The sequence below is a fragment of the Dactylosporangium sp. CA-233914 genome (genome assembly GCF_050942935.1).
Lineage (GTDB): Bacteria > Actinomycetota > Actinomycetes > Mycobacteriales > Micromonosporaceae > Dactylosporangium.
On sequence record NZ_CP192030.1, the window covers coordinates 5,234,855 to 5,256,660 of the forward strand.

General features: G+C 74.2%; 16 protein-coding genes. 5 read left to right on the forward strand and 11 right to left on the reverse strand.

Going from position 1 to position 21,806, the window contains the following annotated elements:
• Positions 1 to 371 precede the first annotated feature (371 nt).
• From ACQPY0_RS23025 to ACQPY0_RS23035, 3 genes are all read left to right on the forward strand, one after another.
• A complete protein-coding gene (locus ACQPY0_RS23025) occupies positions 372 to 5,438 on the forward strand; it encodes a hypothetical protein (protein ID WP_432992201.1) in 5,067 nt (1,688 codons plus the stop codon).
• An 87-nt stretch (positions 5,439 to 5,525) separates the two neighbouring features.
• Positions 5,526 to 5,933, forward strand: a complete 408-nt coding sequence (locus ACQPY0_RS23030; RefSeq protein ID WP_432992204.1) for a four-helix bundle copper-binding protein — start codon at positions 5,526 to 5,528, stop codon at positions 5,931 to 5,933.
• A 24-nt stretch (positions 5,934 to 5,957) separates the two neighbouring features.
• Positions 5,958 to 6,965, forward strand: coding sequence for an urease accessory protein UreH domain-containing protein (locus ACQPY0_RS23035; protein ID WP_432992207.1), 1,008 nt, complete (start codon positions 5,958 to 5,960; stop codon positions 6,963 to 6,965).
• Between the two features lie 83 nt (positions 6,966 to 7,048).
• Here the strand turns inward: ACQPY0_RS23035 and ACQPY0_RS23040 are convergent, their stop codons facing one another.
• From ACQPY0_RS23040 to ACQPY0_RS23050, 3 genes are all read right to left on the reverse strand, one after another.
• Positions 7,049 to 7,291 (reverse strand): hypothetical protein, encoded by a 243-nt coding sequence (locus ACQPY0_RS23040; protein WP_432992210.1) that lies wholly within the window; start codon positions 7,289 to 7,291, stop codon positions 7,049 to 7,051.
• Between the two features lie 109 nt (positions 7,292 to 7,400).
• Positions 7,401 to 8,753 (reverse strand): carbohydrate-binding protein, encoded by a 1,353-nt coding sequence (locus ACQPY0_RS23045; RefSeq protein WP_432992213.1) that lies wholly within the window; start codon positions 8,751 to 8,753, stop codon positions 7,401 to 7,403.
• 464 nt (positions 8,754 to 9,217) lie between these two features.
• Positions 9,218 to 10,195 (reverse strand): NAD-dependent epimerase/dehydratase family protein, encoded by a 978-nt coding sequence (locus tag ACQPY0_RS23050; protein WP_432992216.1) that lies wholly within the window; start codon positions 10,193 to 10,195, stop codon positions 9,218 to 9,220.
• 220 nt (positions 10,196 to 10,415) lie between these two features.
• Here ACQPY0_RS23050 and ACQPY0_RS23055 point away from each other — a divergent pair, with 220 nt between their 5' ends.
• Positions 10,416 to 11,300, forward strand: coding sequence for a helix-turn-helix transcriptional regulator (locus ACQPY0_RS23055; protein WP_432992219.1), 885 nt, complete (start codon positions 10,416 to 10,418; stop codon positions 11,298 to 11,300).
• A gap of 15 nt (positions 11,301 to 11,315) precedes the next feature.
• Here ACQPY0_RS23055 and ACQPY0_RS23060 read toward each other — a convergent pair whose 3' ends face one another.
• The 3 genes from ACQPY0_RS23060 to yidD form a co-directional block, all read right to left on the reverse strand.
• Positions 11,316 to 11,765 carry a hypothetical protein gene (locus ACQPY0_RS23060; protein WP_432992222.1) on the reverse strand — a complete coding sequence of 150 codons (450 nt, stop codon included), beginning with the start codon at positions 11,763 to 11,765 and terminating at the stop codon, positions 11,316 to 11,318.
• 194 nt (positions 11,766 to 11,959) lie between these two features.
• Complete coding sequence (locus tag ACQPY0_RS23065; protein WP_432992225.1) at positions 11,960 to 14,518, reverse strand: IPT/TIG domain-containing protein; 2,559 nt, start codon at positions 14,516 to 14,518, stop codon at positions 11,960 to 11,962.
• 360 nt (positions 14,519 to 14,878) lie between these two features.
• Positions 14,879 to 15,292: a membrane protein insertion efficiency factor YidD gene (yidD, locus tag ACQPY0_RS23070; protein ID WP_432992228.1), complete on the reverse strand. Its 414-nt coding sequence runs from the start codon at positions 15,290 to 15,292 to the stop codon at positions 14,879 to 14,881.
• 202 nt (positions 15,293 to 15,494) lie between these two features.
• Here yidD and ACQPY0_RS23075 point away from each other — a divergent pair, with 202 nt between their 5' ends.
• Positions 15,495 to 16,070: a hypothetical protein gene (locus ACQPY0_RS23075; RefSeq protein ID WP_432992231.1), complete on the forward strand. Its 576-nt coding sequence runs from the start codon at positions 15,495 to 15,497 to the stop codon at positions 16,068 to 16,070.
• A 58-nt stretch (positions 16,071 to 16,128) separates the two neighbouring features.
• Here the strand turns inward: ACQPY0_RS23075 and ACQPY0_RS23080 are convergent, their stop codons facing one another.
• The 5 genes from ACQPY0_RS23080 to ACQPY0_RS23100 form a co-directional block, all read right to left on the reverse strand.
• Entirely contained in the window at positions 16,129 to 16,938 is an 810-nt protein-coding gene (locus ACQPY0_RS23080; protein ID WP_432995336.1) for a tetratricopeptide repeat protein, read from the reverse strand.
• Positions 16,932 to 18,893: a BTAD domain-containing putative transcriptional regulator gene (locus ACQPY0_RS23085; RefSeq protein WP_432992234.1), complete on the reverse strand. Its 1,962-nt coding sequence runs from the start codon at positions 18,891 to 18,893 to the stop codon at positions 16,932 to 16,934. Before ACQPY0_RS23085 ends, ACQPY0_RS23080 begins: the two co-directional genes overlap by 7 nt.
• A 77-nt stretch (positions 18,894 to 18,970) precedes the next feature.
• The gene (locus tag ACQPY0_RS23090) at positions 18,971 to 19,510 is read right to left on the reverse strand and encodes an RICIN domain-containing protein (protein WP_432992237.1); all 540 of its coding nucleotides are present in this window, start codon (positions 19,508 to 19,510) and stop codon (positions 18,971 to 18,973) included.
• Between the two features lie 133 nt (positions 19,511 to 19,643).
• The gene (locus tag ACQPY0_RS23095) at positions 19,644 to 21,134 is read right to left on the reverse strand and encodes a DUF6297 family protein (protein ID WP_432992240.1); all 1,491 of its coding nucleotides are present in this window, start codon (positions 21,132 to 21,134) and stop codon (positions 19,644 to 19,646) included.
• The gene (locus ACQPY0_RS23100; protein WP_432995338.1) at positions 21,131 to 21,760 is read right to left on the reverse strand and encodes an ABC transporter ATP-binding protein; all 630 of its coding nucleotides are present in this window, start codon (positions 21,758 to 21,760) and stop codon (positions 21,131 to 21,133) included. The genes ACQPY0_RS23095 and ACQPY0_RS23100 overlap by 4 nt, the downstream gene beginning before the upstream one ends.
• Positions 21,761 to 21,806 lie beyond the last annotated feature (46 nt).

Here is a 21,806-nt window from a genome sequence, read left to right on the forward strand (position 1 = left end):
TTTCCGGGCCCCTGGGACGCCCCCGACCGGTGCGAGCGCCACGACGTTCCGTCCGCGCGGCGCCGGCGGTCCGGGCCTTGACCAGGGCATCGACGGTCGCCGCGGGGGCTCGCGGACGCGGCGGTGCCGCCGGTTCGCCGACCGGGTCCGGTAGGACCTGTGACGTCCAGCACGAAGGCTTCGTCCCGCCCGCGCCGCGGGGGAAACGACCGCTTCCGGGTGACGGCGGCGGCGAGAACGGGGGACTGGCGACCTACCCGGTCGCCGGCCGTAGGTTCGCAAGCGGCGGGGGTGCCGCGTCGTACGAGGGTCCGGGAGCCATGGAGCCGGCAGATCATGCACTGCTGAACCTGTGCCCGCCATTGACGTCCATGCCCACCGCACGCGGCATCGTGGCCCGGCCCCGGACCGAGACCGAGCCGGTAGCGCCCGCGGTACTCGCATATGTCGCAACGCTGCCGGACGACGGCCGGATCCGGGTCGTGCTCGACCAGAACCTGCTCAGCGCCGACGAGCTGGACCAGTTCCTGGAGCCCCACCTGGACCGCGTGCCGCGCGAGCGGCTGGAGATCGACGCCGGCGCGGTGCACCCGCCGCCCTCGCCGGCCGAGGTGCTCGCCGCCGCCGACCGCCTCGGGGTCGCGGTCGGCCCGGTGCCGGCCGCCACGGACGTCGTCGATGCCGGCCGGCTGGAGTACCGCGACGGCGCCGGTGCGCCGACCCTGCGTCCGTTCGCGGTGTCGGCCCTGGTGGTGCCGAGCGGCGTCGACGGCGACCGGCGGGCCAGGAAGCGGTTCGGTCTGCATCGCGGCGACCGGCCGGGGACCTACCGGCTGGCCGGCGGCTGGGTGGTCGAGGTCTTCGAGCGCGGGCTGTGGGTGCGGCCCGCGGCGATGGCCGGCGCACCGCCCGCCGAGCTGACCGCGGAGTCCACTGTGGATGATCGGCCGGTGCTGGTGTACGGCGCGCCGGGAGTCGCCATGCCGCAGCGCGTCCGCCGGCGGGTGGACCGGCTGCGCGGGTTCCTGCCGAGCGGGCTGCGCGAGCTGGATCTCGGCACCGGCCCGGCGGAGCCGCCCCTGCCGACCACGAACCCGGTCGATCCGGGCCGGACGGAGTCAGCCGACCCGGCCACCGAAGCGTCCGGACCGGCGGACGCCGGCAGTTCCCGGATCGAGGTGCCCGGCGGCCTCGTCCGGTCGCTCGTGGACCCGGCCGAGCGGTCGCGGCTGCGCCTGGACCGCATCGACCTGTCCAAGCCGACGTTCGCCCGCGTCCGGCAGGTCGATGCGGACGGCTCGGTGGCCTGGCATCCGGTGGCCGACATCGCGCCGATGCCGCGCAGCCCGCTGGGTGTCGTGTACATGCCGGCCGGGCACGCCACCGGTGACACGGTGCAGTTCCTGGTGGAGCGGCTGTCGTGGCCGGCGTTCGGCGACCGGCTGGCCCGCCGGCCCAGTGTCCAGGACCTGCGGGCCGGCGCCGGCGACGCCATGATCCTCCCGCAGTGCACCGCGTCCGACCTCGGGCCGGACGGACGGCTGCTGGCCCAGCACGTCGCGGATCAGCTGGACGACATCCCGCTGCTGGTCGGCCGGTGGGGAATGGTGGTGCTCGACGGCCGGAGCGCGAACATCGGCCTGCTGCCCGGCCCGAACAATGAGCCGGGCGAATGGGTGCGCCTCGTGCGCAACGCCGAGCCCCAGTTCCTCGGCGCGCCCGCGACGTGGGACGCGGTGCCGTCCGACGAGCTGGAACAGGTCACCGCGACGGCCCGCTTCGGCGGCGGCGACGAGACCGAGACCGGATACGGCGTCGAGGGCCCTGATCTGCGGCACAACGATCTTCTGATGTCCAACCGCTTCCTCCGCGATGTCGTCGACGCCTCCGGCGAGGGGTGGATCAACGAGTTGGTCACCCAACCGTTTCGGCTGCTCACGGCCGAGCGGCTGTTTGCGTCCAAACGCGATACGCTCGCCGCGCGCCGGGCTGCGATGGACCGGCTACGCCGGGTCGACCGGGCCGACGGCGTGCCGCTCGGCAATGTGTTCGGCGGCGGCGAGTATTTGATCACGGAGCAGGGCAACGCCAGCACCGTCTCGGTGGCCGCGCCACCGCACGGTCGGCACCTCGCCGACGTGCGCACGTACAACCAGTTCAACCGCGGCGTCCCGCTGCGCGCGCTGCACGACTTCATCGCCTTCGTGGCCACGACACGGCAGCGTCCCGAGATCACCAGCCACCTCGGCGACGCCTTGCGGTTCGGCGCCGCCGTCCGGGCGAGGGCGGCCGGCCACGGCCTGCAGCCACAGCACTCGGTGGGGCTCGACGGGTACCTCACCCTGGTGTACCTGCACGCCGCCGGGTACCCGCTGCGGTCGTGGCTGATGCACAACAACCGCAGCATTGGCGTGGTCAAGTCGTACGTCTCGGTGCTGTCCAGGCAGCCGCTGGGCGTGGTCCGCGACGGGCTGCCGTATCGGGTTCAGCTCTACCTGCAGCAGTACCACCGCGAGATCATCGGCGCCTTCGACCGCCTGTTCTCGGCGAGCCACCCGGACCTTGACGGGAACTGGATCACGCACCGGCCGGGCGGGCTGCTCGGCCACTACTTCACCAACACCAGGCAGCACTGGACGACAGAGCAGTACCTGCTCGACGCGTTGCTGCCGGGACCCTCGTTGCTCGTCCTGCACAAGGACATGTTCTCCATCCACACCGCCCTGCCCGCGCTCGACGAACATCACGGGCGGCTGGCCGGCGAGCCGTTGTCCGTTGTGGAGCTGCGCCGGATCACGACGTCGGAGGACATCTTCGAGCGCTTCGACCACGTCGACCTGATCGACGACTGGATCGACGCGAGGATCCAGACGTACTACCCCGACGCGCGCTGGTACCGGGAGAACGGCGACGCCGCCTACCAGGCGTTCGGCGACGCCATCGAAGAGCACACCGCCCGGGTCGCGGCCGCGTTCGGAAGGGTCCCGGCGCTGTGGCAACGGACACCACCGACGCTGCGGCCCACGATCGCCGGCCTGCTGGACGACGCGCGCGAGCGGTTCAACGCCGGCGTCGTGCACGCCGCGCAGACCGTCGATCGGCAGGACATCCCGGAGCAGACGCGGGTCGAGGCGGTCCGGTCGATCTACGCCGGCGCGGTCGAACGCCTCGACAGCGACGTCGCCGGCGTCGAGCGGATACTCACCGCGATCGAGCACCCGCCGGACCCGTTCGACCCGGCCGTGCCGCCGGTGCCGTGGGACATCGCCGTGCGGGCGCACCAGCAACTCGGCACGGCCGTCGCCGGGACGGGCGGCGTGCCCGAGGTCCACCGGCAGGCTCTGACGCTGGCCGAGTGGGGGATCCCGGCCGCGAAGGTGCTGGTCGACCCGAACGGCACCGGCCGGACCGTGCCATCCGTGCTCGCGTTGTGGGTCGCCTCCGGGCCGTCGGCTTTCTGGGTGGTGCTCGACCCCGCGGTTCCCGGCCAGCCGATGCCCCTCGACCAATGGCTGGGGCTGCACGGGTTCCCGGACGCGACCGGCGTGCTCAGCGGCCCGATCGCCGCCCTGGCCGGCCGCGTCCGAATGCGTCGGTTCACCCACCCGGACCAGCCCATCCTCGCGATCACCGACGTCACCGCCACCCGGCTCCTCGATCAGCCGCCCGGCTTCGCGTCCCTGCCGGCGCTCGACGAGCACTACCACATCGGCACGACCGCCGCCGGCAACCCGGCCCGGGCCGCCGCCGTCACCAGGGATGCTCAGGGGGTGTGGCGGGTCGACGGCGCCGAGTTGCTGATCCACTGGTCATACCAGCGCCGGATGACGATGGCGCTGTTGCCCAGGGCTGACTTCGCCGCGGCGGCCTCCGGCACCCTGCTGCCCGACGGCCATCTCCCCGCCCTGCTGGTGCGCCACCAGGGCCGGTATGCCCGGGTGGGGGTACGAGACCCGGCCGGGAGGGAGTACGAGAAGCTCCTCGACGTGACGCAGGTGACCGCCGTGGCCAAGTCCCTCCTGGGCGCCGGCGGCCCGCTCGTGCTCGCCTCGTGCGAGCCGGGCGCGGTCCCCGACGAGTTCGCGGTGGCGATGCGCGCGGCCTGGGGCGACGACGTCCTGCTGCCGGAGGGCGACATCGTCGTCGATTCGGCGCGGCGGCGCGGCGACGTCGTCACCCTCGGCGGCCGGGCGTGGCGCCTGCTCACCGCGTTCGACGACGAGCCGTGGGACGTCGTCAACGACGTGATCGAGGCCGGCGACGAATCGCTGGTGCGGCCGTTCGACGGCATCGCCGCCGTGGACACCGGTCAGGTCAGCGGGGGCGTGCACCTCGGCGGCGTGGACGATCCGGGCACGGACACACCCGTGAGCGGGCCCGCGTCGCCGGACCGGGCCACGTCGCCGGACCGGGCCGTACCGCCGGACCGGGCCGCGCTACGGGGCCTTCCGCTTCGACTGCCCGCGGGGACCTACCTGGACGGTGGCATCACGGTGCTCGGCGCGGCCGCGGCCGCCGCCCGGCCGTTCCGGCGGACCGTCGCCGAGCATGCGGGCGCCGTCGACGCGCCCCTGGTCGTCGCGGAGCCGGGTACGCTCGCGCTCCTCGACACTGTGCTGCGGCGGTACCGGTGGAGCGGTTCTTCGCCGGTCGTGCTCGCCCGGAGCCGGCCGGACCCGTGGACGCTGGATGCGACGCACCGGCACGGCCTCGCGGTCGTCCACCGCGGGCCGGCCGGGCTCCAGGAGGCCTGGATCGTGCGCGGTCCGGACGGGTCGGTCCGCACGTTCGCCGAGCCGGCCCTGCGCGAGGCGCTGCGGCACGCCGCCGGACTCGCCACGCCCGCGCCGGAGCCGCCGCCGGCCGAGCTGGCCGAATGGCTCGCCGCCGAGGACTGGAGCAAGGCCGAGGCGCTGTTGCAAAGCCACGCCGGGCGGCTGCGCGACATCGACGTGCGGCAACGGCTGGACGAGATCGTCGCGGCGTCGCAGGAACCGAGACCGGCCGTGTACGCCGCCCTGCTGGACCTCGCCGCCGCCGGCCATGCCAACGCGGCGTTTCGCTACCTGCGGGAGCGGGACGACGTTGCCCGGGCACGTGTCGTGCTGGAAACGGTCCTGCGCGCCGACACCTCGGCCGAGCGCCTGACCGGGCTTCTGGTGAAGCTGGTCGCCGCGGCACGCCGGGCCGAGCCGGCGGGTGACGACGTCGACACCCTGCTGACGACCGTCGTCGACATCATCCTGGCCGGCGGCGAGAAGGTCCTCGACGAGGCCGAACGGGAACTGATCCGCTGCCTGGACTCGAAGCGCCGCGGCCGATGGGTCAAGACCCGCAGAAGAATCCTGCGGCTGCTGGAATCCGACGAGCCCGACGCGCGGCTGCGCAGCCGGCGCGACGCACTGGAGGAGCTCGCCCTGATCGTGGTCGAGTGCTGACCCTGCTGCGGGAGCAGGTGCTGGTTTGAGGCGAACGTTGCGTGGTAGGTGGGTGCGGTCCATGCACCGGGCATCGGGAGGATCGCCATGCCGCAGACTCGGGAACTCCTTGACACCTTCACCGTCAGCTTCCGGCCCCAGGTGAGCAGCGAGCGCCTGGGGGCGGCGATCGACGCCATGCTGGAATGCGAGGAAGCCGTCACCGCCTGCGCGGCCGCGATGGTCGCGGCGGAGGATGTCGGTGCGCTGCAAGAGGCGATCATCCGCGACCTGAACTGCGTCGACACGGTGGCGACGACCCGCCGGGTGCTCAGCCGCGGCAGCGACGCCGCGCTGCTCAGCGCGCAGCTGGAGGCGTGTGTGATGGCTTGCGAGCACAGCGCGGAGCTGTGCGCCAAGCACGCCCACCATCACGAGCACTGCCGGATGTGCTCCCAGGCGTCACTCAAGTGCGCCGAGGCATGCCGGCAGGTCCTGCACGGACTGCACGGCTGAGCCCGCGCACACCCGGAGCCGGCCGTGGATCTGGCCCCGGTACTGCTGCTCGGGCTGACCGCGGGTGGCACGTCGTGCGCGGTGGTACAGGGTGGCCTGCTCGCCGGGGTCGCCACCCGCCACGCTGGTTGCGCGGCGGGGGAGGACGCGGGCGATTCGGCGGCGCTGCGCTCGGACCTGGCCCCGGTGGCCGGCTTCCTGGCGGGGAAGCTGGCGTCGCACGCGGCGTTGGGGGCGGCGCTGGGCCTGGCCGGGGCCGTGTTGCCGGTCGGGGCGTCGACGCGTGGCGCGGTGCAGGTGGCGGTGGGCGCGCTGGTACTGGCGCTCGGCTTGGGGCAGTTGGGCATGCCGTGGCTACGGCGTCCGGCCGGTTGGCGCCTCGGCGGCCATGACCGGCGCGATCGCGGCCTGCTCAGCGGGGTGCCCGCCGCGGCCGGCGCGGGGTTCGCGACCGTACTGGTGCCCTGCGGCGTGACGGTGGCGGTGGAGGCGCTGGCGGCCGCGTCCGGCTCCGTGGCGGCCGGTGCGGCGGTCATGGCGGTGTTCGTGCTCGGCACCTGGCCGCTGTTCGGGGTGCTGGGGCTGTTCGCGCGCCGCGCGGTGACGGCGTGGCGGGGCCGGCTGCGTCTGGTCACCGGTGCGGCGCTCGTCGCGGCCGGCGGGTGGACGGCGGTCGGCGGTCTGGCCGCGGCCGGTGTGGTGGTACCGCGAGCGACCGTGGACCGTCCGCTCAGCGTGGGCGGCGCGGTGGTGTCGGTCGCGGATGGCCACCAGACGGTCGTCGTGACGGTACGGTCGAACGGCTTCGACCCGGCCGACGTCACGGTCCGCGCGGGCGTGCCCACGGCGCTGGTGTTGCGCGCCAGGAACGCCACCGGCTGCATCCGCACCGTGGTGATCGCCGGGCGCGACGGCGAGTGGGTGCTCCCAGCCGACGGCGACGTCCGCATCGACCTCGGCGTGCGTGCCCGGGGGCTGGTGCGCTACTCCTGCGTCATGGGCATGTACACCGCACGCCTCACCTTCCGGTAGGCGCTTGGTCGAACGGCCCCATGCCAACGGCCGAGCGGACCGGCCGCCTCGACCTCTCGGTCGACGTCATCTCCGGCCGCGGGTTACTGCTGTTGTTCCGCGCGGCGTTGTTCGAGCAGTTCGTCGACGGACGACAGCCACGTCGAGCGCTCCGGCTCATCGATTTCGTTCACCGGCGCCGAGATGATCGACCATGGATTCGCACACGGTCCGGGATGGTCGAGTGGCGCGCAGATCGCCGCGCCGATCCGGTCGACTATCGACCTCAGTTCTGCGTCGGAGGCCAGGAGCGTCACCCGAATCGCCCAAGGTTGTTGCTCGGTCACCTGTCGAGGCTACACAGGATGGCAAGCGTTGCTCGACGCACTGTCCGGCGGCGATGCGCCGGCCCGGCCGCCACCCACGGCGGCGGCCGCGGCGAGCATGTTTCCTTCCTCAGGAGACGACGATGCGGTCGATGTCGGGGGCCCAGCCGGTGGCGTTGCCGAGCTGGATGGTGTTGTTGCCGGCCTGGAGCGTGACGGTGGCGGTGACCGACCCGACGGTGTCCCAGCCGCCCGTTGACGGTGTGCTCACCGTCGCTCCGGCCGCGCCGTTGACCGTGAGTGTCACCGACCGTGCCGCGCCCGATGCGTAGTAGATCCGCACGGTCTTGCTGCCGGCCGCCGCCGCGGTCACGTTGTTGAACCGCAGGAAGTTCGCGGTGCCGTTGCCCACATAGCCGACCAGCGCGCCGCCGGAGGCGCCGGACGACGAGCGGATGGCGGCCTGCCCGCCGAGCGTGTTCCCGGACGCCTCGGCCTCGTACGAGGTCCCGGTGGTCGGCTGGCCGCCGCCGATCTGGGCGAGCCAGTGGTCGTTGGCGGTGACCATGGTGAACGTGAGCGCCGGGCAGTCGTAGGCGCTGCCGGGCGGGGGCGTGCGGTGGGTTGTGGTGGTGTTCGCCGCGGTGGCCGCGACCCAGGCGCCGCCGGTGTAGACCTGCAGGCCGCTGCTCTCGAAGCCGCGTCCGGCGAAGGTCTGGCAGTAGTAGCCGGCGCCGGTGGCCGGGTCCACCGAGGTGTAGATCTCGAACATGTTCCAGCCGAAGTTGAACTGCGGCAGGTCGTACGTGCCCGAGCTGGTGAAGTAGGTGTCCCAGGCATGGGTGACGTAGTTGTACAGGTACGCGGTCCAGGTGTTGGCGGTGCTGGACGTGCGGTGCTCGTCCACGCTGTACGCGCGCCGGCCGTTGACCACGGTGGTGTAGGTCGAAAGGAAGGTCGCGTCCATCGGGGTGAGCTTGCCGACGCCGTCGCGGCCGCCGCACCAGTCCCACGCCCACAGGTACGGACCGGTCGGGGTGTAGGCGGTGGTGAGCTCGATGCAGGCGCCGCCGCCGGGGAGGGCGGTCGGCGCGTACACGTAGTCGCCGCCGGTCGTCGTGGTGGGGCCGGTGTCCAGGACGCTCTGGGTGGCGTGCAGGCCCTGGGTGGTGGCGCTGGGCATGTTGACGCCCCAGTCGGTGTGCAGCTGTGCGGCCTGTGCCTGCGCGGCCTGTGCCTGTGCGGCCTGCAGCTTCGAGCGTCCGTGGCGTTCGGCGACGGGGCCCGCGGCGGCCCGGGCGGCGGCGCCGGTGAGGCCCGGCACGGCGCCGCCGATGGGGGCCGTGCCGCCACCGTCGGCGGCGGGCCGGGCCAGTCGAGCGGATGATTCGCCCGGCGATGCCGACGCCCGTGCGGCCGGGATCAACGCGGTGGCCAGGGTGGTCGCGACGGCCAGGGCCGCGAGGCAGGGACGTTGACGCATGGCTCGATTCCCTTTCGAGGGATGTGGCCCGAGCGCGCCCCGATGGGCCGGGCCGGGCTCGGTGACGGGTGTGCGAACCGGGGCACGACGGGACCCGGGCGCACGCATCGGTACGCGGGTTCGCCGGACGGCCCCGGCAGCTGGGTGCCGGGCGCGTCGGGGACGCCGGGGTTCGGGCTGCCTCGGTTCGAGGGTCAGCGTGAGCGCGATTGGAGGAGTTTCACGGCTCGAACACCATCCGTTCGAAACGCCAGTGACGGGCCAGTCCAGCATCGACCGGCGGCGATGGGTGTGGCGCTTGGGACCCCGGCGGCCCTTGGCGGCGGGCCGACGGTATAGCCATGTACCGATGCGTTGGGGCCACTCTGACGCACGAAAACCTTTTCGGCAAGGGTTGTGACAGCGTAACTACGCCGGTGTCCGCGAAGGGGCCGGCGACGAAGCCGCACACCGGCTCGGGACGATCAGTTCTTGACCAGGCCCTTGCTGATCATGGTTTCGGCGGCGGCGATGATGGCCGCATCGGCCGGGCGGGGCGTCCAGTCCAGCACGCGGCGGGCCTTGTCGTTGGAGACCTTCTTGGCGTAGCCGAGGTCGGGGACGATGGGCCGGAACTCCCGGTTGAAGAGCGCGGCCAGCCGTACCACGGCGTTGGGAATGGTCCGGCTCGGCACGCGTTTGGCCGCGTTCCCGAGATTGGCCCTCAGCAGGGCGCCGACCTGCTGCATCGGGATCGCCGGGCCGCTTGCGAGCAGGAAACGCTGGCCTGCGGCGCCGGGCTTGGTCATGGCCAGCACGTGCGCGGCGGCGACGTCGCGCACGTCGATGAACGGGATGTAGATGTTCGGGTAGCCGGGCATGCTGCCTTCGAGGCTGCGCTGGACGAGGTGGTTCGCCCCGGAGATGTCCTTGCCCATCACCGGTCCGACGACGGCGACGGGGCACATGACGGCCAGTTCCATCCCCTTGCCCTCTTCGGCGACGAAGTTCCAGGCGTCACGCTCGGCGAGGGTCTTGCTCTTGGCGTACGCGTCGACGCCCGGTCCGTCCAGGACGCTCCAGTCGTCCTCGGTGAACGCGCGATCGCGGTGCGGGTGGCCCCAGCTGATGGCGTGGAAGGCGGAGGTGAGCACGACCCGCTTGACGCCCGCGTCCCGCGCGGCGCGCAGCACCCGCACGGTGCCCTCGCGGGCCGGGGCGATGATCGTGTTCTCATCCCCGGTGTTGCCGATGTGCACCGGCGAGGCCACGTGCAGCACGAACTCGCAACCGACGACAGCCTCGGCCCAGCCGGCGTCGCTGAGCAGGTCCGCGGCCGCGAAGCTCAGCGCGTCCTCGTTGACCATCCCGGCCTCGCGCAGCACCGCACGGACCGCGGATTCACGCTGCGGCGAGCGTACGGTGGTGCGCACCTGGTAGCTCTGCTCGAGCAGCTGAAGCATGATGTGACCAGCGATGAAGCCGGAACCGCCGGTGACAAGAACACGCCGCTGAGTCATGTGATCCGCCTCGTCCATCAGTGGAATCCGTACGGCGCGCCGCGCGTTCTCGCGACGCCGGGGACAACGATCCGGCCGGCGCTGCGGCAGAGGTAGAGCCCTCGCCAGCCGGGGGCCTGGCGGGGCCCCCTCACCGGCGAAGCGTCGCGCCTAGGGTGGCGGTATGGCCGGGGAATCGAATCCACTGGGCGCATTCCTGCGCGCCCGTCGTGAGCTTGTGACTCCCGAGCAGGCGGGTGTTCCCGTGGTGGGCGTTCGGCGGGTGCCGGGTCTGCGCCGCGAGGAGGTCGCGATGCTGGCCGGTATCAGCGCCGACTACTACCTGCGCCTCGAGCGGGGCCGCGACCGCAGCCCGTCGGTCCAGGTCCTGGAATCCCTCGCCCGCGTCCTGCGACTGGACGACAGCGCGCGGGAGTACCTGCTGGGGATCGCCATGGACAAGCCCCGCCGGCCGCGGCGTCCGCGCAAGGAGACCGTCCCGCCCAGCACCGCCAAACTCGTGGCGACGCTCCCGCTGCCGGCCTTCATCGAGGGGCGCTACCTCGACGTGCTCGCGGCCAACCCGCTGGCCACCGCCCTGTCGCCGCGGCTGGTCGCCGGCGCCAACCGGCTGCGCGACGTGTTCCTCGACCCCACTGAGCAGGCCCTGTGGCCCGACTGGGAGGCGGCCGCCGCCGCGCTGGTCGCCTCGTTCCGCGGCGCTGTCGGCACCGACACCGACGACCCGCGCTTCATCGAGCTCGTCGGCGAACTGTCCCTGGCCAGCCCGCTGTTCCGGCAACTGTGGGCCCGCCATGACGTACGCCCGCGGGCGGCTGCGGTGGTGCCGTTTTTGCACCCGCTGGTCGGCGACCTGTGCCTGAACCGGGAGAAGCTGCACATCAGCGGCACGGACGGCATCCTGCTCGTCATCTACCACCCCGACGCCGGCACCGCCGACGCCGACAAGCTCGCGCTGCTGGCATCGGCGATCATGCCGCCGCACATCGCGGCCGCCGGCGATTCTCACGACAAGCGCAGCGGTCCGGTCACTGACGCTCGCCAGTGACCCGGCACAGGTCCGTCAGACCCCTCCGCTCAGGCATGCATCGACGACCCGGCGTGCACGGCTCAGACCGACACGGCAGGCCGGCCCCGCGATCCACCAGGCGTCATCGTCACCCGCCACGTCGTTGAGCCCTGGGCCGGCCAGCAGCCGGCTGCGCCGCAGCCATCGCCATGCGTCTCCGGCCAGGCGCATGTCCGGGGTCCGCATGGCCGCCTGCTGTCCGTCAAGACGGGACCGGCACCATGCCAGCCATGCCGTCGCGACGGCGAGATGGTCGTGGAGCAGTTCCATGCGCAGGCCGGCGGGCGACCGGTCGGCATCGGCGAGGAAGAGCGTCAACGCGAGCACATCCCGGGTGGCCCGAAACTCGAAGGTGCCCCGCCGGGCGGCGTCCTCGCCGGCCGCGATCAGGTCTTCCGCCGTCGTCTCCGCCCACAACCAGGCGCGAGGCACCTCACCGGTCAAAGCACGCCCTCCCAGCCGCCAATCAGCTGCACGTATGACGTGCCGGACGCCGGCGATGTTCACGGCCGGGGCGGGAGGTTGCAGCGCGACCGCGGCGCCGGGCGCGGAGAGCCACGGGTAGCGGCGGCGGGCGATGCGGTGCGCGACTGCGGCGCCCCGGGGCTGAGGGTTGCTCAGCCCCGGAGCGCCGTGCCCTACCGCAGGCCGGGCATCATGCGACGGTGCCACGGCCGGAGCAGGCCGAAGCCGGCCAGCACCATGGCGAGGCCGGCCAGCGCCAGCGGGCCCGTGGGCGCGCCGGTGACCGGGAGGCCGCCCGTCGGCGGGCTCGCCGGGCTCGGCGGGCTCGCCGCGCTCGCCGCCACCGTGACGGTGAGCTTCATCGCGCGCGGGTTGCCCGACGGTGCGACGCCCTGCGCGACCAGCGTGTGCACGCCGGCGGCGAGGGAGTGCGGCACGGTGACCGGCTTGCTGAAGTCACCGCTGCCGTCGGTGACCACGGTGCCGAGCGTCACCGGTTCCGAGTACAGCGTGATCGTCGCCGTCGAGTAGGCGGCGAATCCGGTGCCGATCACCACGATGTCCTGACCGGGCTCGGCCGTGCTGATGGCGCCCTTGTCCGTGGTCAGGTTCAGCGGGGTGTCCGGCGGCGTGGCCGGCACGGCCGGCGCGGCCGGTGTGACCGCGTTGCTCGTGGCCGGATCCGAGGCGCCGGCGGCCGAGTTGGCCACCACCGACACCGTGTACTGCTGGCCGGCCGTCGCGCCCAGCACGCAGCTGAGCGGGTCCGGGTCGGTGACCAGCGTGGTGCAGGTCGCCGGGCCGGGGGTGGCCGTCGCGGTGTAGCCGGTGACCGGCGAGTCGTGCGGCGTGGCCGCCGTCCAGCTCACGTTGACCGACGACGTACCCGCGGTGGCCGTGACCGGGCTGGGCGCGCTCGGCGGGGCCGGGCAGGCCGGGGTGGGCATCCGGAAGAAGACCTTCTTCATCCGGGGTGCGGCCGTGGCGTCCGCCTTGTGCTTGACCTTCGCCTTGGCATTGGCGCCGGCCTTGTGCGCCTGTTTGGCGTCCGTCCCGGCCGGCTCCTGTGCGGCGTCCTTGTGTACCGAATGCGCGGCGAGGGTCGCGGCCTGCACCCCGACGTACTCGTACCCGCCCGGCACGCTCGGCGAGCCGGTGGGCGTGGTGACGGTGACCGACACCGGACCCGTGCCCGGCGGCGTGACGGCCGAGATCGTCGTGTCGCTGTTCACGGTGAACGAAGTGGCGTTCATGCCGTCGAACGTCACCGCGGTGGTGCCGGTGAAGCCGGTGCCCGTGATCGCGACGAGGGTGCCGCCCAGGTCGGGGCCCGACGTCGGGAATATCGACGTCGCGGTGGCCGCGGGCATGTACGTGTACGCGCCCACCGCGGTGGCCGTGCCGCCCGGCGTGGTGACCTGGACGTCCACCGCACCGGCCGCCTCCGCCGGCGTGATGGCGGTGATCGACGTGTCGCTGTCGACGGTGAACGAGGCGGCCGGGTCGGTGCCGAAGTCCACCGCGGTGGTGCCGGTGAAGCCCGTGCCCGTGATCGTGACCGACGTGCCGCCGGCGGTCAGGCCCGATGTCGGTGACAGCGAGGTCACGGACGGCGGGGGCATGTAGGTGTAGGCGCCCGTCGCGTTCGCCGTGCCGCTTGGTGTGGTGACGGCGACGTCGACCGCGCCGGCCGAGTGTGCCGGCGCCACGGCGGTGATCGACGTGTCGCTGTTCACGGTGAACGAGGCGGCCGGGTCGGTGCCGAAGTCCACCGCGGTGGTGCCGGTGAAGCCCGCCCCAGTGATCGTGACCGATGTGCCGCCGGCCGTTGCGCCCGAGGTCGGCGACAGCGAGGTCACGGACGGCGGGGGCGTGTAGGTGTAGGCGCCCGTCGCGTTCGCCGTGCCGCTTGGTGTGGTGACGGCGACGTCGACCGCGCCGGCCGAGTGTGCCGGCGCCACGGCGGTGATCGACGTGTCGCTGTTCACGGTGAACGAGGCGGCCGGGTCGGTGCCGAAGTCCACCGCCGTAGCGCCGGTGAAGCCCGCCCCGGTGATCGCCACCGACGTCCCGCCGGCCGTCGGGCCCGACGTCGGCGACAGCGACGACACGCCCGGACCGGCCACGTACGTGTAGCCGCCCGGCACGGTCGTCGCGCCCATCAGCGTGGTGACGCCGACCGCGACGTTGCCCGCGGCGTGCGCGGGCGTGACTGCCGTGATCGAGGTCGCGGTGCTGTTGCTCACCGTGCCCGCGACGCCGCCGAAGGTCACGCTCATCGCGCCCGACAGGTTGGTGCCGGAGATGGTGACGGTCGTGCCGCCCACGGTCGGCCCGCTCGTCGGCGACATCGACGATACGAGCGGCGGCGTGATCTGCGGAAGGTACGTGAACGTTCCGCCGCTGACCGATGAGATGCACGTGCCGATGGCGACCTGCACGAGCGCCGGTCCCATCGCGCCCGCGGGCGTCACCGCGGTGATCTCGGTCGGGCTGACCACCGTGAACGACGTGGCGTCGGTGCCGTTGAAGGTCACGGCCGTCGCGCCGGTGAACCCGGTGCCCGTGATCGTCACCGTCGTGCCGCCGGTGGTGAACCCGGAGCTCGGGTTGACGCCCGACACGACCGGCTGGGTCACGGCGCCGGCGAGCGCCGGCGACCCGCTCTCGTGCTCGGCGGCCGGCCCGCCCGGGCCGGCCGTGGCCAAGGTGAAGGCTCCGAGCACCAGCACGCCCAGCGCAATGTTCGGCCACGACGATCCGCGTCTTCCGGGGTGCTGGCGCCGTCTGGACAACTTGATCACACAAATCCCCCGTCTGTACGACCCTGACGGTGGAAGCCCACCGCCGTCGTGACCGTACCGGACATATACCTCCTAAGTGCATATGTCCGAAAAATCGGTTATTACGGACGGAGGTGCGCCGGACACCACCCGCCGGCGCAGCCCGACGACGAGGGCGGCGTACGCCCGCGGAAGCGAGCTCGCCCGCCATCCGCTGCGCATCTCCATGCCCGGCGGGATGCCCCGGCATCGACACCCGAAGACGGCGAAGCGTTGTCCGGCTGCATGAACACCGATGACGTGAACGGTCTACGGCACGGGGTCGTGGGTGCCGCGCGGGGTCGAGGAGTTGCAGCGCTTGATGCGGGCCGCGGTCAGGCGGGAGCCGGCGACGAGGCCGTAGCGGCGCACCGCCTCCAGCCCGTAGTTGCTGCACGAGGGAGTCTGCCGGCAGCGGACGGGCAGGTGCGGCGACAGCCAGCGCTGGTAGCCGCGGATGGCCGCCATGCCCGCACGGCCCGGACGGCTGGCGGTGGCGCGCGGCGGCCGGGCCGGCGCCGCGATCGCCATCAGCGTCAGCAGCGACGAGAGCATGAACGGGTTGCAGTCGCAGCCGTCGCACCCGTCGCAGCCATTGCAGAAGTCGAGGTCGCAGCCGCTGAGGTCACAGTTCGACCAGCCCTGCCACCATCGCCGCCTCGGCGCGGCCTCCGCCTCGTCCACGCGGCGCATTCTGCCGAGCGGGCGGCGCAGCGATCAAGGCAGCTGTACCGGATCGGACAACGCCACGGAGCACGAGCGGATCGCCTGGCGCCGGCATGCCTGCTGGCGGACGTCGCCGGCGGCTTCACCCGGCCGCGCGCACGCGTTATGGTCCACTCGGGCGGGTCCTCCGCCCGACCCCGTCGTTGCATAGGCGTTTGCGATGAACCACGAGCAGCACCGCGCGGGCCGCGGGCGGTCCGCACGCCACCGGCGGCCCGCCGGCCGCGGCCGGCACGCGTCGGGCCGCCGGGGCGTCGGACTGTACGTCGCCGCCGCCGTCCTGGCGGCCGCGGTGCTCGGCACGCTGTACGGGTCCGAGTCGCCCGCCGGTTCGCCGGGCTCGCTCGCGCAGGCCGCACCGGAGCCGGCCGGCCACGCGGGCCGGACGGCGCTGGTAGAGGGTTCCGCCTCCGGCGCCGCCGCGCGCGGGGGCGACGAGCCGAGCCGGCCGCCGGCGGCGCTGCCCGACACGCAACCCGTGCCAGCACCGGTGCCAGCGCCCGCGTCAGCCACGCCGAAGCGCACCGGGGCGCCGGCACGGCCGCACACGGCCTCGCCACGGCCCGGCTCGACCACGGCGGCAGCCGTCGTCACCCCGCCCGCACCGGCCGTGACCTCGGCCCCGCTCGTCACCATCCCGGCCCCGTCGGCGTCGCCGTCGCCGAGCGACGACAGAACGTCCGCCGACCCGAGTCCGTCCGCTACAGCCGAGCCGTCCCCGTCCACCGGCGGCTGACCCGGGCCGCGAACGCGTCGGGGCGCGGACCGGCCGGCCCGGGGCGAGCCGGAGCGGATCACCGGCTGACCCCGCCGAGGCGCGAGCGGGCCTCGGCGGCGGCCGGGTGGCCGAGCTCGTCGAGCATCGCGAGGGCGCGCCGCCAGTCCTCGAGCGCGGCGTCGCCCTCCCCGGCGGCGTGGCGGGTGTCGCCCCGGTGGATGAGCACCTCGCCGAGGGAGGCACGGTCGCCGAGCTCCTCGAACAGCCGGACCGCCTGCAGATAGCTGCGGTCGGCCTCGTCGAGGTCGCCGAGGTGGTGCTGGGCGAAGCCGATGCTGTCCCAGTTGCCCGCCTCGGCGTGCCGGTCGCCGACCTTCTGTTGCAGGGCCAGCGCCTCCAGGCACAGCCCGAGGCTGTGCGCGTGGTCGCCGAGCTGCGAGTGCACCCAGCCGGCCGCGCCGAGCGTGCGGGCCTGCCACAGCAGGTCACCGGCCTCCCGGAACAGGGCCACGGCCCGCTCGCTCTCGGCGAGGGCCTCGCGCAGGCGCCGCCGCTGCAGCAGCATCCAGCCGACGCTGTGGTGGGTGCGGCCCAGCCCGACCTTGTCGCCGAGCCGGTCGTAGAGCTCCAGCGCCTGGCGCAGGTGGGTCTCCGCCTCCTCGTACCGGCCGAGCCGCGCGAACGTCCGGCCCATGTCGCGGTGCACGTGCGCGCGGCCGGGCAGCTCCCCGAGGCGCAGCAGCGCGTCCAGGGCGGCGCTCTGGGTCGCGATCAGGTCGTCCCAGTGGCCCAGCCAGTCGAAGTAGGTGGTCAGCGTCCAGGCCAGCTGCCACGCGTGGGCGTCGAAGCCCTCGTCGGCGGCCAGCCGTACCGCCGCCGTCAGCACCTGGTGGTTGGCGGCGAACCAGTCCAGGGCCTGCCCGGCGTCGCCCAGCCCCGCAACGGTGATCTCGGGCAGCGGCTCGCCGGGGCCGTCCGCCCGGCGGCCCGGGTCGACGAGGATCGCGGCGGCGTGAGCGGTTTGCAGGTGGTGATCGAGGACGCGGTGCACCGCGGCGCGCCGCTCGGCCGGCGGGTCGCTCGCCGCGGCCTCGGTGACGGCGTACGCGCGCAGCAGGTCGTGCAGGCCGTAGCGGCCCGGCACGCGCTCGGCGAGCAGGTTGCCCTCCACCAGCCGGCGCAGCAGCCCCGGACCTCCGGCAGCGGCAGGCCCGCGAGGCTGGCCGCGCCCGGCGCCGTGCAGTCGGGGCCCGGGTGCAGCCCCAGCAGCCGGAACAGCCGCGCGGCGGCCGGGCTCAACGCGCGGTACGACCAGGAGAACACGGCTCGGACCTGGGTGGCCGCATCGCCGCCGTCCAGCGCCTCCAGCGCGCCGGCCGTGTCGCGCAGCTGCGCCGCCTGCACGGCCAGCGGCGAGCCGGGCCGGGTGGCGGCGTGCGCGGCGGCGACGGCCAGGGCCAGGGGTAGCCGCGCGCACCGGGCGATGATCTCCTCGACCGCGTCGGGCTCGGCGGTGACCCGGTCGGTGCCGAGGCGCCGGGCGAGCAACTCGCGCGCCTCGCCGGCGCTGAGCAGGTCCAGCGCGAACGGGTGCGCGCCCTCGGCCGCGACCAGCGGCGTGAGCCGGTCGCGGCTGGTCACCAGGACCAGGCAGCCGGGTGTGCCGGGCAGCAGCGGGCGGACCTGCGCGGCGTCGCGGGCGTTGTCCAGGATGATCAGGACCCGCTTGCCGGCCAGTGTGCTGCGCAAGAGCGTCGCCAGCTCGTTCGGGTCGCCCGGAAGCCGCTCGGCCGCCACGCCGAGCGCGACCAGGAACCCGCGCTGGGTCTCGGCCGGGTCCGTCGCCGGGCCGCCCGGGTCGAACCCGCGCAGGCTCGCGTACAGCTGCCCGTCCGGGAACCGTGCCGCGACCGCGTGCGCCCAGTGCACGGCGAGGCTGGTCTTGCCCACGCCCGGCGGGCCGGTGATCGCGCAGATGACCAGCGCGGCCGCGTCGAGCAGGGTGCCGAACCGGGCGATCTCGTCCTGGCGCCCGGTGAAGCCGCGCACCGCCAGCGGCAGCTGGGCCGGGACCGCCGTGGGCCGGGCGTCGGCCGGCGGCGCGGCGAGGTCGAGTCCCAGGTCCTGACGCAGGATGGCGGCCTCGAGGTCGCGCAGTGCCTGACCGGGGTCGAGGCCGAGGTCGGCGCCGAACGTGCGGCGCAGCCGCTGGTAGGTGGCCAGGGCGTCGGCCGGGCGCCCGCAGCGGTACTGCGCGAGCATGAGCTGCCCGTGGATCCGCTCGTCCAGGGGATGGTCGCGGGCCATCCGCTCCAGGTCGGGTGCGACCGCGGCGTGCTCACCGAGCGCCAGCCGCTCCTGCGCGAGTGCCGTCTGGGCGCGCAGCCGCAGGTGCTCCAGCCGCTCGGCCTCGATGTCCAGCCCGGCCCGGCCGACGACGTCGTCCAGCGGCCGTCCCCGCCACAGTGCGAGGGCATCGTGCAGGAGCCTGACCCGCTCGCGGGGGCCGTCCGCGCCGTCCGCCTGCTGGATCAGCCGTTCGGCGTGAATCGCGTCGGTGGCATCGGCGCCGTCCAGCTCCAGCGCGTAGCCCGGCGGGCGGGCGCGGATCGCGTCGCGGCCGAGCACCTCGCGCAGGTACGACACGTGCCGCTGCAGGGTGTTGAGCGCCGTCGCCGGCGGGTCGTCGCCCCAGACGACGTCGATGAGCCGGTCGGTGCTCACCACCTCGCCGTGCGACACCGCGAGCGCGGCGAGCACGGCCTTGCGGCGCAGGCCGGGAACCGGCCGGACCTCGCCGCCCACCGTGACGTCGATCGGTCCCAGCAGCCTGACCTGCACCGCCACAGGCTATCGGCGCCGCCGCGGCCCGCGGGGCGTCCGGTCGGGGACCGGACATCCCGCGGGCCACGGTGTGATCAAGCGCCGACGATCCGCCAGACCTGCGAGTTGGCCCCGCTCCAGGGCCGCGTGACGGCCCGGAAGTCCTGCGCCGGGGACTGGTAGGCGTCGAGGTACCGCCCGCTGCTGGCCTGCTGGATCGTGTAGAACGCGCCGCCGTAGTCCTGCAACCGCCACAGCTGCGTGTCGTTGTTCTGCTGCGGCCGGGTGACGACCCGGTAGTCGAGCTCGGCGATCTCGTGGGCGTCGAGGTACCGCCCGCTGCTGGCCTGCACCAGCGTGTACAGCCCGCCGCCGACGTTGGTGAGCCACCACTTCTGCGTGTTGTCGTTCTGCGGCGGGCGGGTCACCACCTGGAAGTCCATCGACGAGATCTCGTGCGCGTCGAGCAGCAGCGGTCCGCCGCCCTGCGAGATGATCACCAGCCGGCTCGTCTGGGCCTGCAGGACCAGGCCGCGCGGCGCCTCGGGCTTGCTCGCGCTCGCCGTGCCGGACAGGCCGGCCAGCATCAGCCCGGCCGCCGCCACCACGACCAGCGTTCGCCACATCTTGTTCATCGTGCTCGCTCCCTTGATCGGTACGTCCCGTGGTTGGGTACGTGCCCAGGAGCGTGACCGGGCGCGTTGAAACAGTGCTGAAGCGGCGCGGAAAGAGCTCTTCGCCGCGCCGGTGCGAGGGGCCCGGCGAGCGTCAGCCGCGCCGGGCGGCGACGATCATGCCGGTCAGCGCGCCGGCCGAGAACAGCGCCTGGTTGGCCAGCGCCGCCTGCGGGTGCTGGGTCACGATCGCCAGCAGCGCCGGCCACAGCGCCAGCACCGCGACGTCGAAGCCGCCGGCGAGCCACACGAGCAGGCCCGTCGGCATCGTCCCGGCCGGCGAGACCAGCGGGGCGATGTCGTGGCGGACCTGGCGGCGGCGGGCCGAGCGCAGCGCCCCGGCGGCCAGGCCCGGGCCGGCGCACAACCCGAGCAGCGCCCACGGGCCGAGCCCGCCGCCGCTCGCCTGGGCGCCGACGGCCGTCATCGCGACCGTGGACCACCCGGTGCACAGCGCGACGGGCACGGCGACGCGGCCGGTGAACAGCTGCGCGTCGGTGAGGCCCAGCAGCCGCGCGAGGGTCGGGTCGTCGCGGTCGCGGCGGGCGTTCGCGGTGCCGGCGGCGGCCGCGACCACCCCGGACAGCAGCCACGCCGCGGCGATCACCCAGCGTGACACCGGCAGGCCGGTCGCGAGCACCGGCACGGTGGTGAGGGCTCCCGCCAGCAGTACCCGCACCGGCGAACGGGCCAGCAGCAGCGCGTCCTGGCCGGTCGCGGCGAGCCGGCCGGTCAGGCGCGGCAGGCGGTCGGGGCCGACCCGCCGGCCGCGCCAGCGCCGCTCCTCGGCCGCGCGCGAGGCCAGGCCCGGGTCCAGGGTGACGAACACGGCGGTGGCGGCGCCGCTGCTCTGCGCGGCGTCGGCGAGGTTGGCCAGCGTGTACGAGCGCAGGCGGTACCACAGCAGGAACGGCACCACGAGCGCGGCGGCGGCGACGAGCACCGCCACCCAGGCGTGCCGGCCGGCCAGCAGCGGCCAGCCCCACGGGCCGGTCGCGGCGAGCGCGCCGACCGGGGTGCCGGCGGCCGTGAGGACCCCGACCGTGGCGGCCACGAGCGCGAGGACGGTGGCGGCGCCGGAGAGCCGCCGGGCCGGGCGGCGGCTCGCGGACTGCACGACGGCCGCGGCCCCGATGAGCAGCACCCCGCCGGCCACCGCGGCGACGAGGACCGCGCCGGCGCCGGTCGTGGACAGCGTCAGGGTCAGCAGGCCCTGCGCCAGCCCGGCCAGCAGCCCCAGGCCGAGCACCTGCGCGGCTGCCGGGGCCAGCAGCGGCCGGCGGTCCAGCGGGGCGGTGAACAGCCATTGCAGGGCGGGCGCCGAGGTCGACACCGGGCCGAGCGCGGCGGCCGCGGCCAGCAGCGCCGCGGCCCAGGCCAGCCCGGCGGCGAGCACGACGCCCTCGCGGACCCCGGCCGGGGCCGACGTCGCTCCGCTGAGGACCGAGCGCACCTGGGCCCAGATCATGTACCCGACCATCGCCGCCAGCAGCGCGAGCGTGTAGACGGTCTCGAACCGGTCGGACGCGTCACCGGCGGCCCGCTGCCGGCGCCGGATCCACCGCCGGACCTGCCCGGCCTTCACTCCTGCGCCTCGTCGTACCAGTCGTGGCCGAGCTCGACGACCGCACAGCCGCCGGTGACGGTCGGGTCGTGCGAGGCCAGCAGGGCGGCACCGCCCCGGCCGAGGTACTCGTCGAGGAGCGCCGCGACGCTCGCGCGGCCCTCCTGGTCGAGGTGGCGCTCGGGCTCGTCGAGCAGCAGCAGGCGGCTCGGGCGGTCCAACACCATGGCGAGCGCGAGACGCTGGCGCTGCCCGGACGACAGGCTGCCCGGCGAGGCGTCGGCGAACCCGTCCACGCCGAGGCGCTCGGCGAGCTCGCCGTCGGCGAACCAGTCGTCGCCGACCGGGGCGTTGGCCAGCCGTACCAGGCTCAGGTGCTCGCGCGCCGACAGCCCGGGATACCAGGCGGGCGGTTCCAGCAGCGCCGCGACGGCCCGGCGGAACCCGGCGCCGCGCTCGTCGACCCGCTCGCCGCCGACCCGGACCGTGCCGCCGGTCGGCTCGAGCAGGCCCGCCACACAGCGCAGCACCGTCGACTTGCCGATGCCGTTGGGGCCGCGCAGGGCCACACCCTCGCCCGCCTCGACCGTGAGGGTCAGCTCCTCGATGACGACCCGGTCCCCGTATCCGACCTTGAGCCGGTCCATCGTCAGCACCGGCCGAGTGTAGAAGGGCCCGGCGCCGCCATCCGCG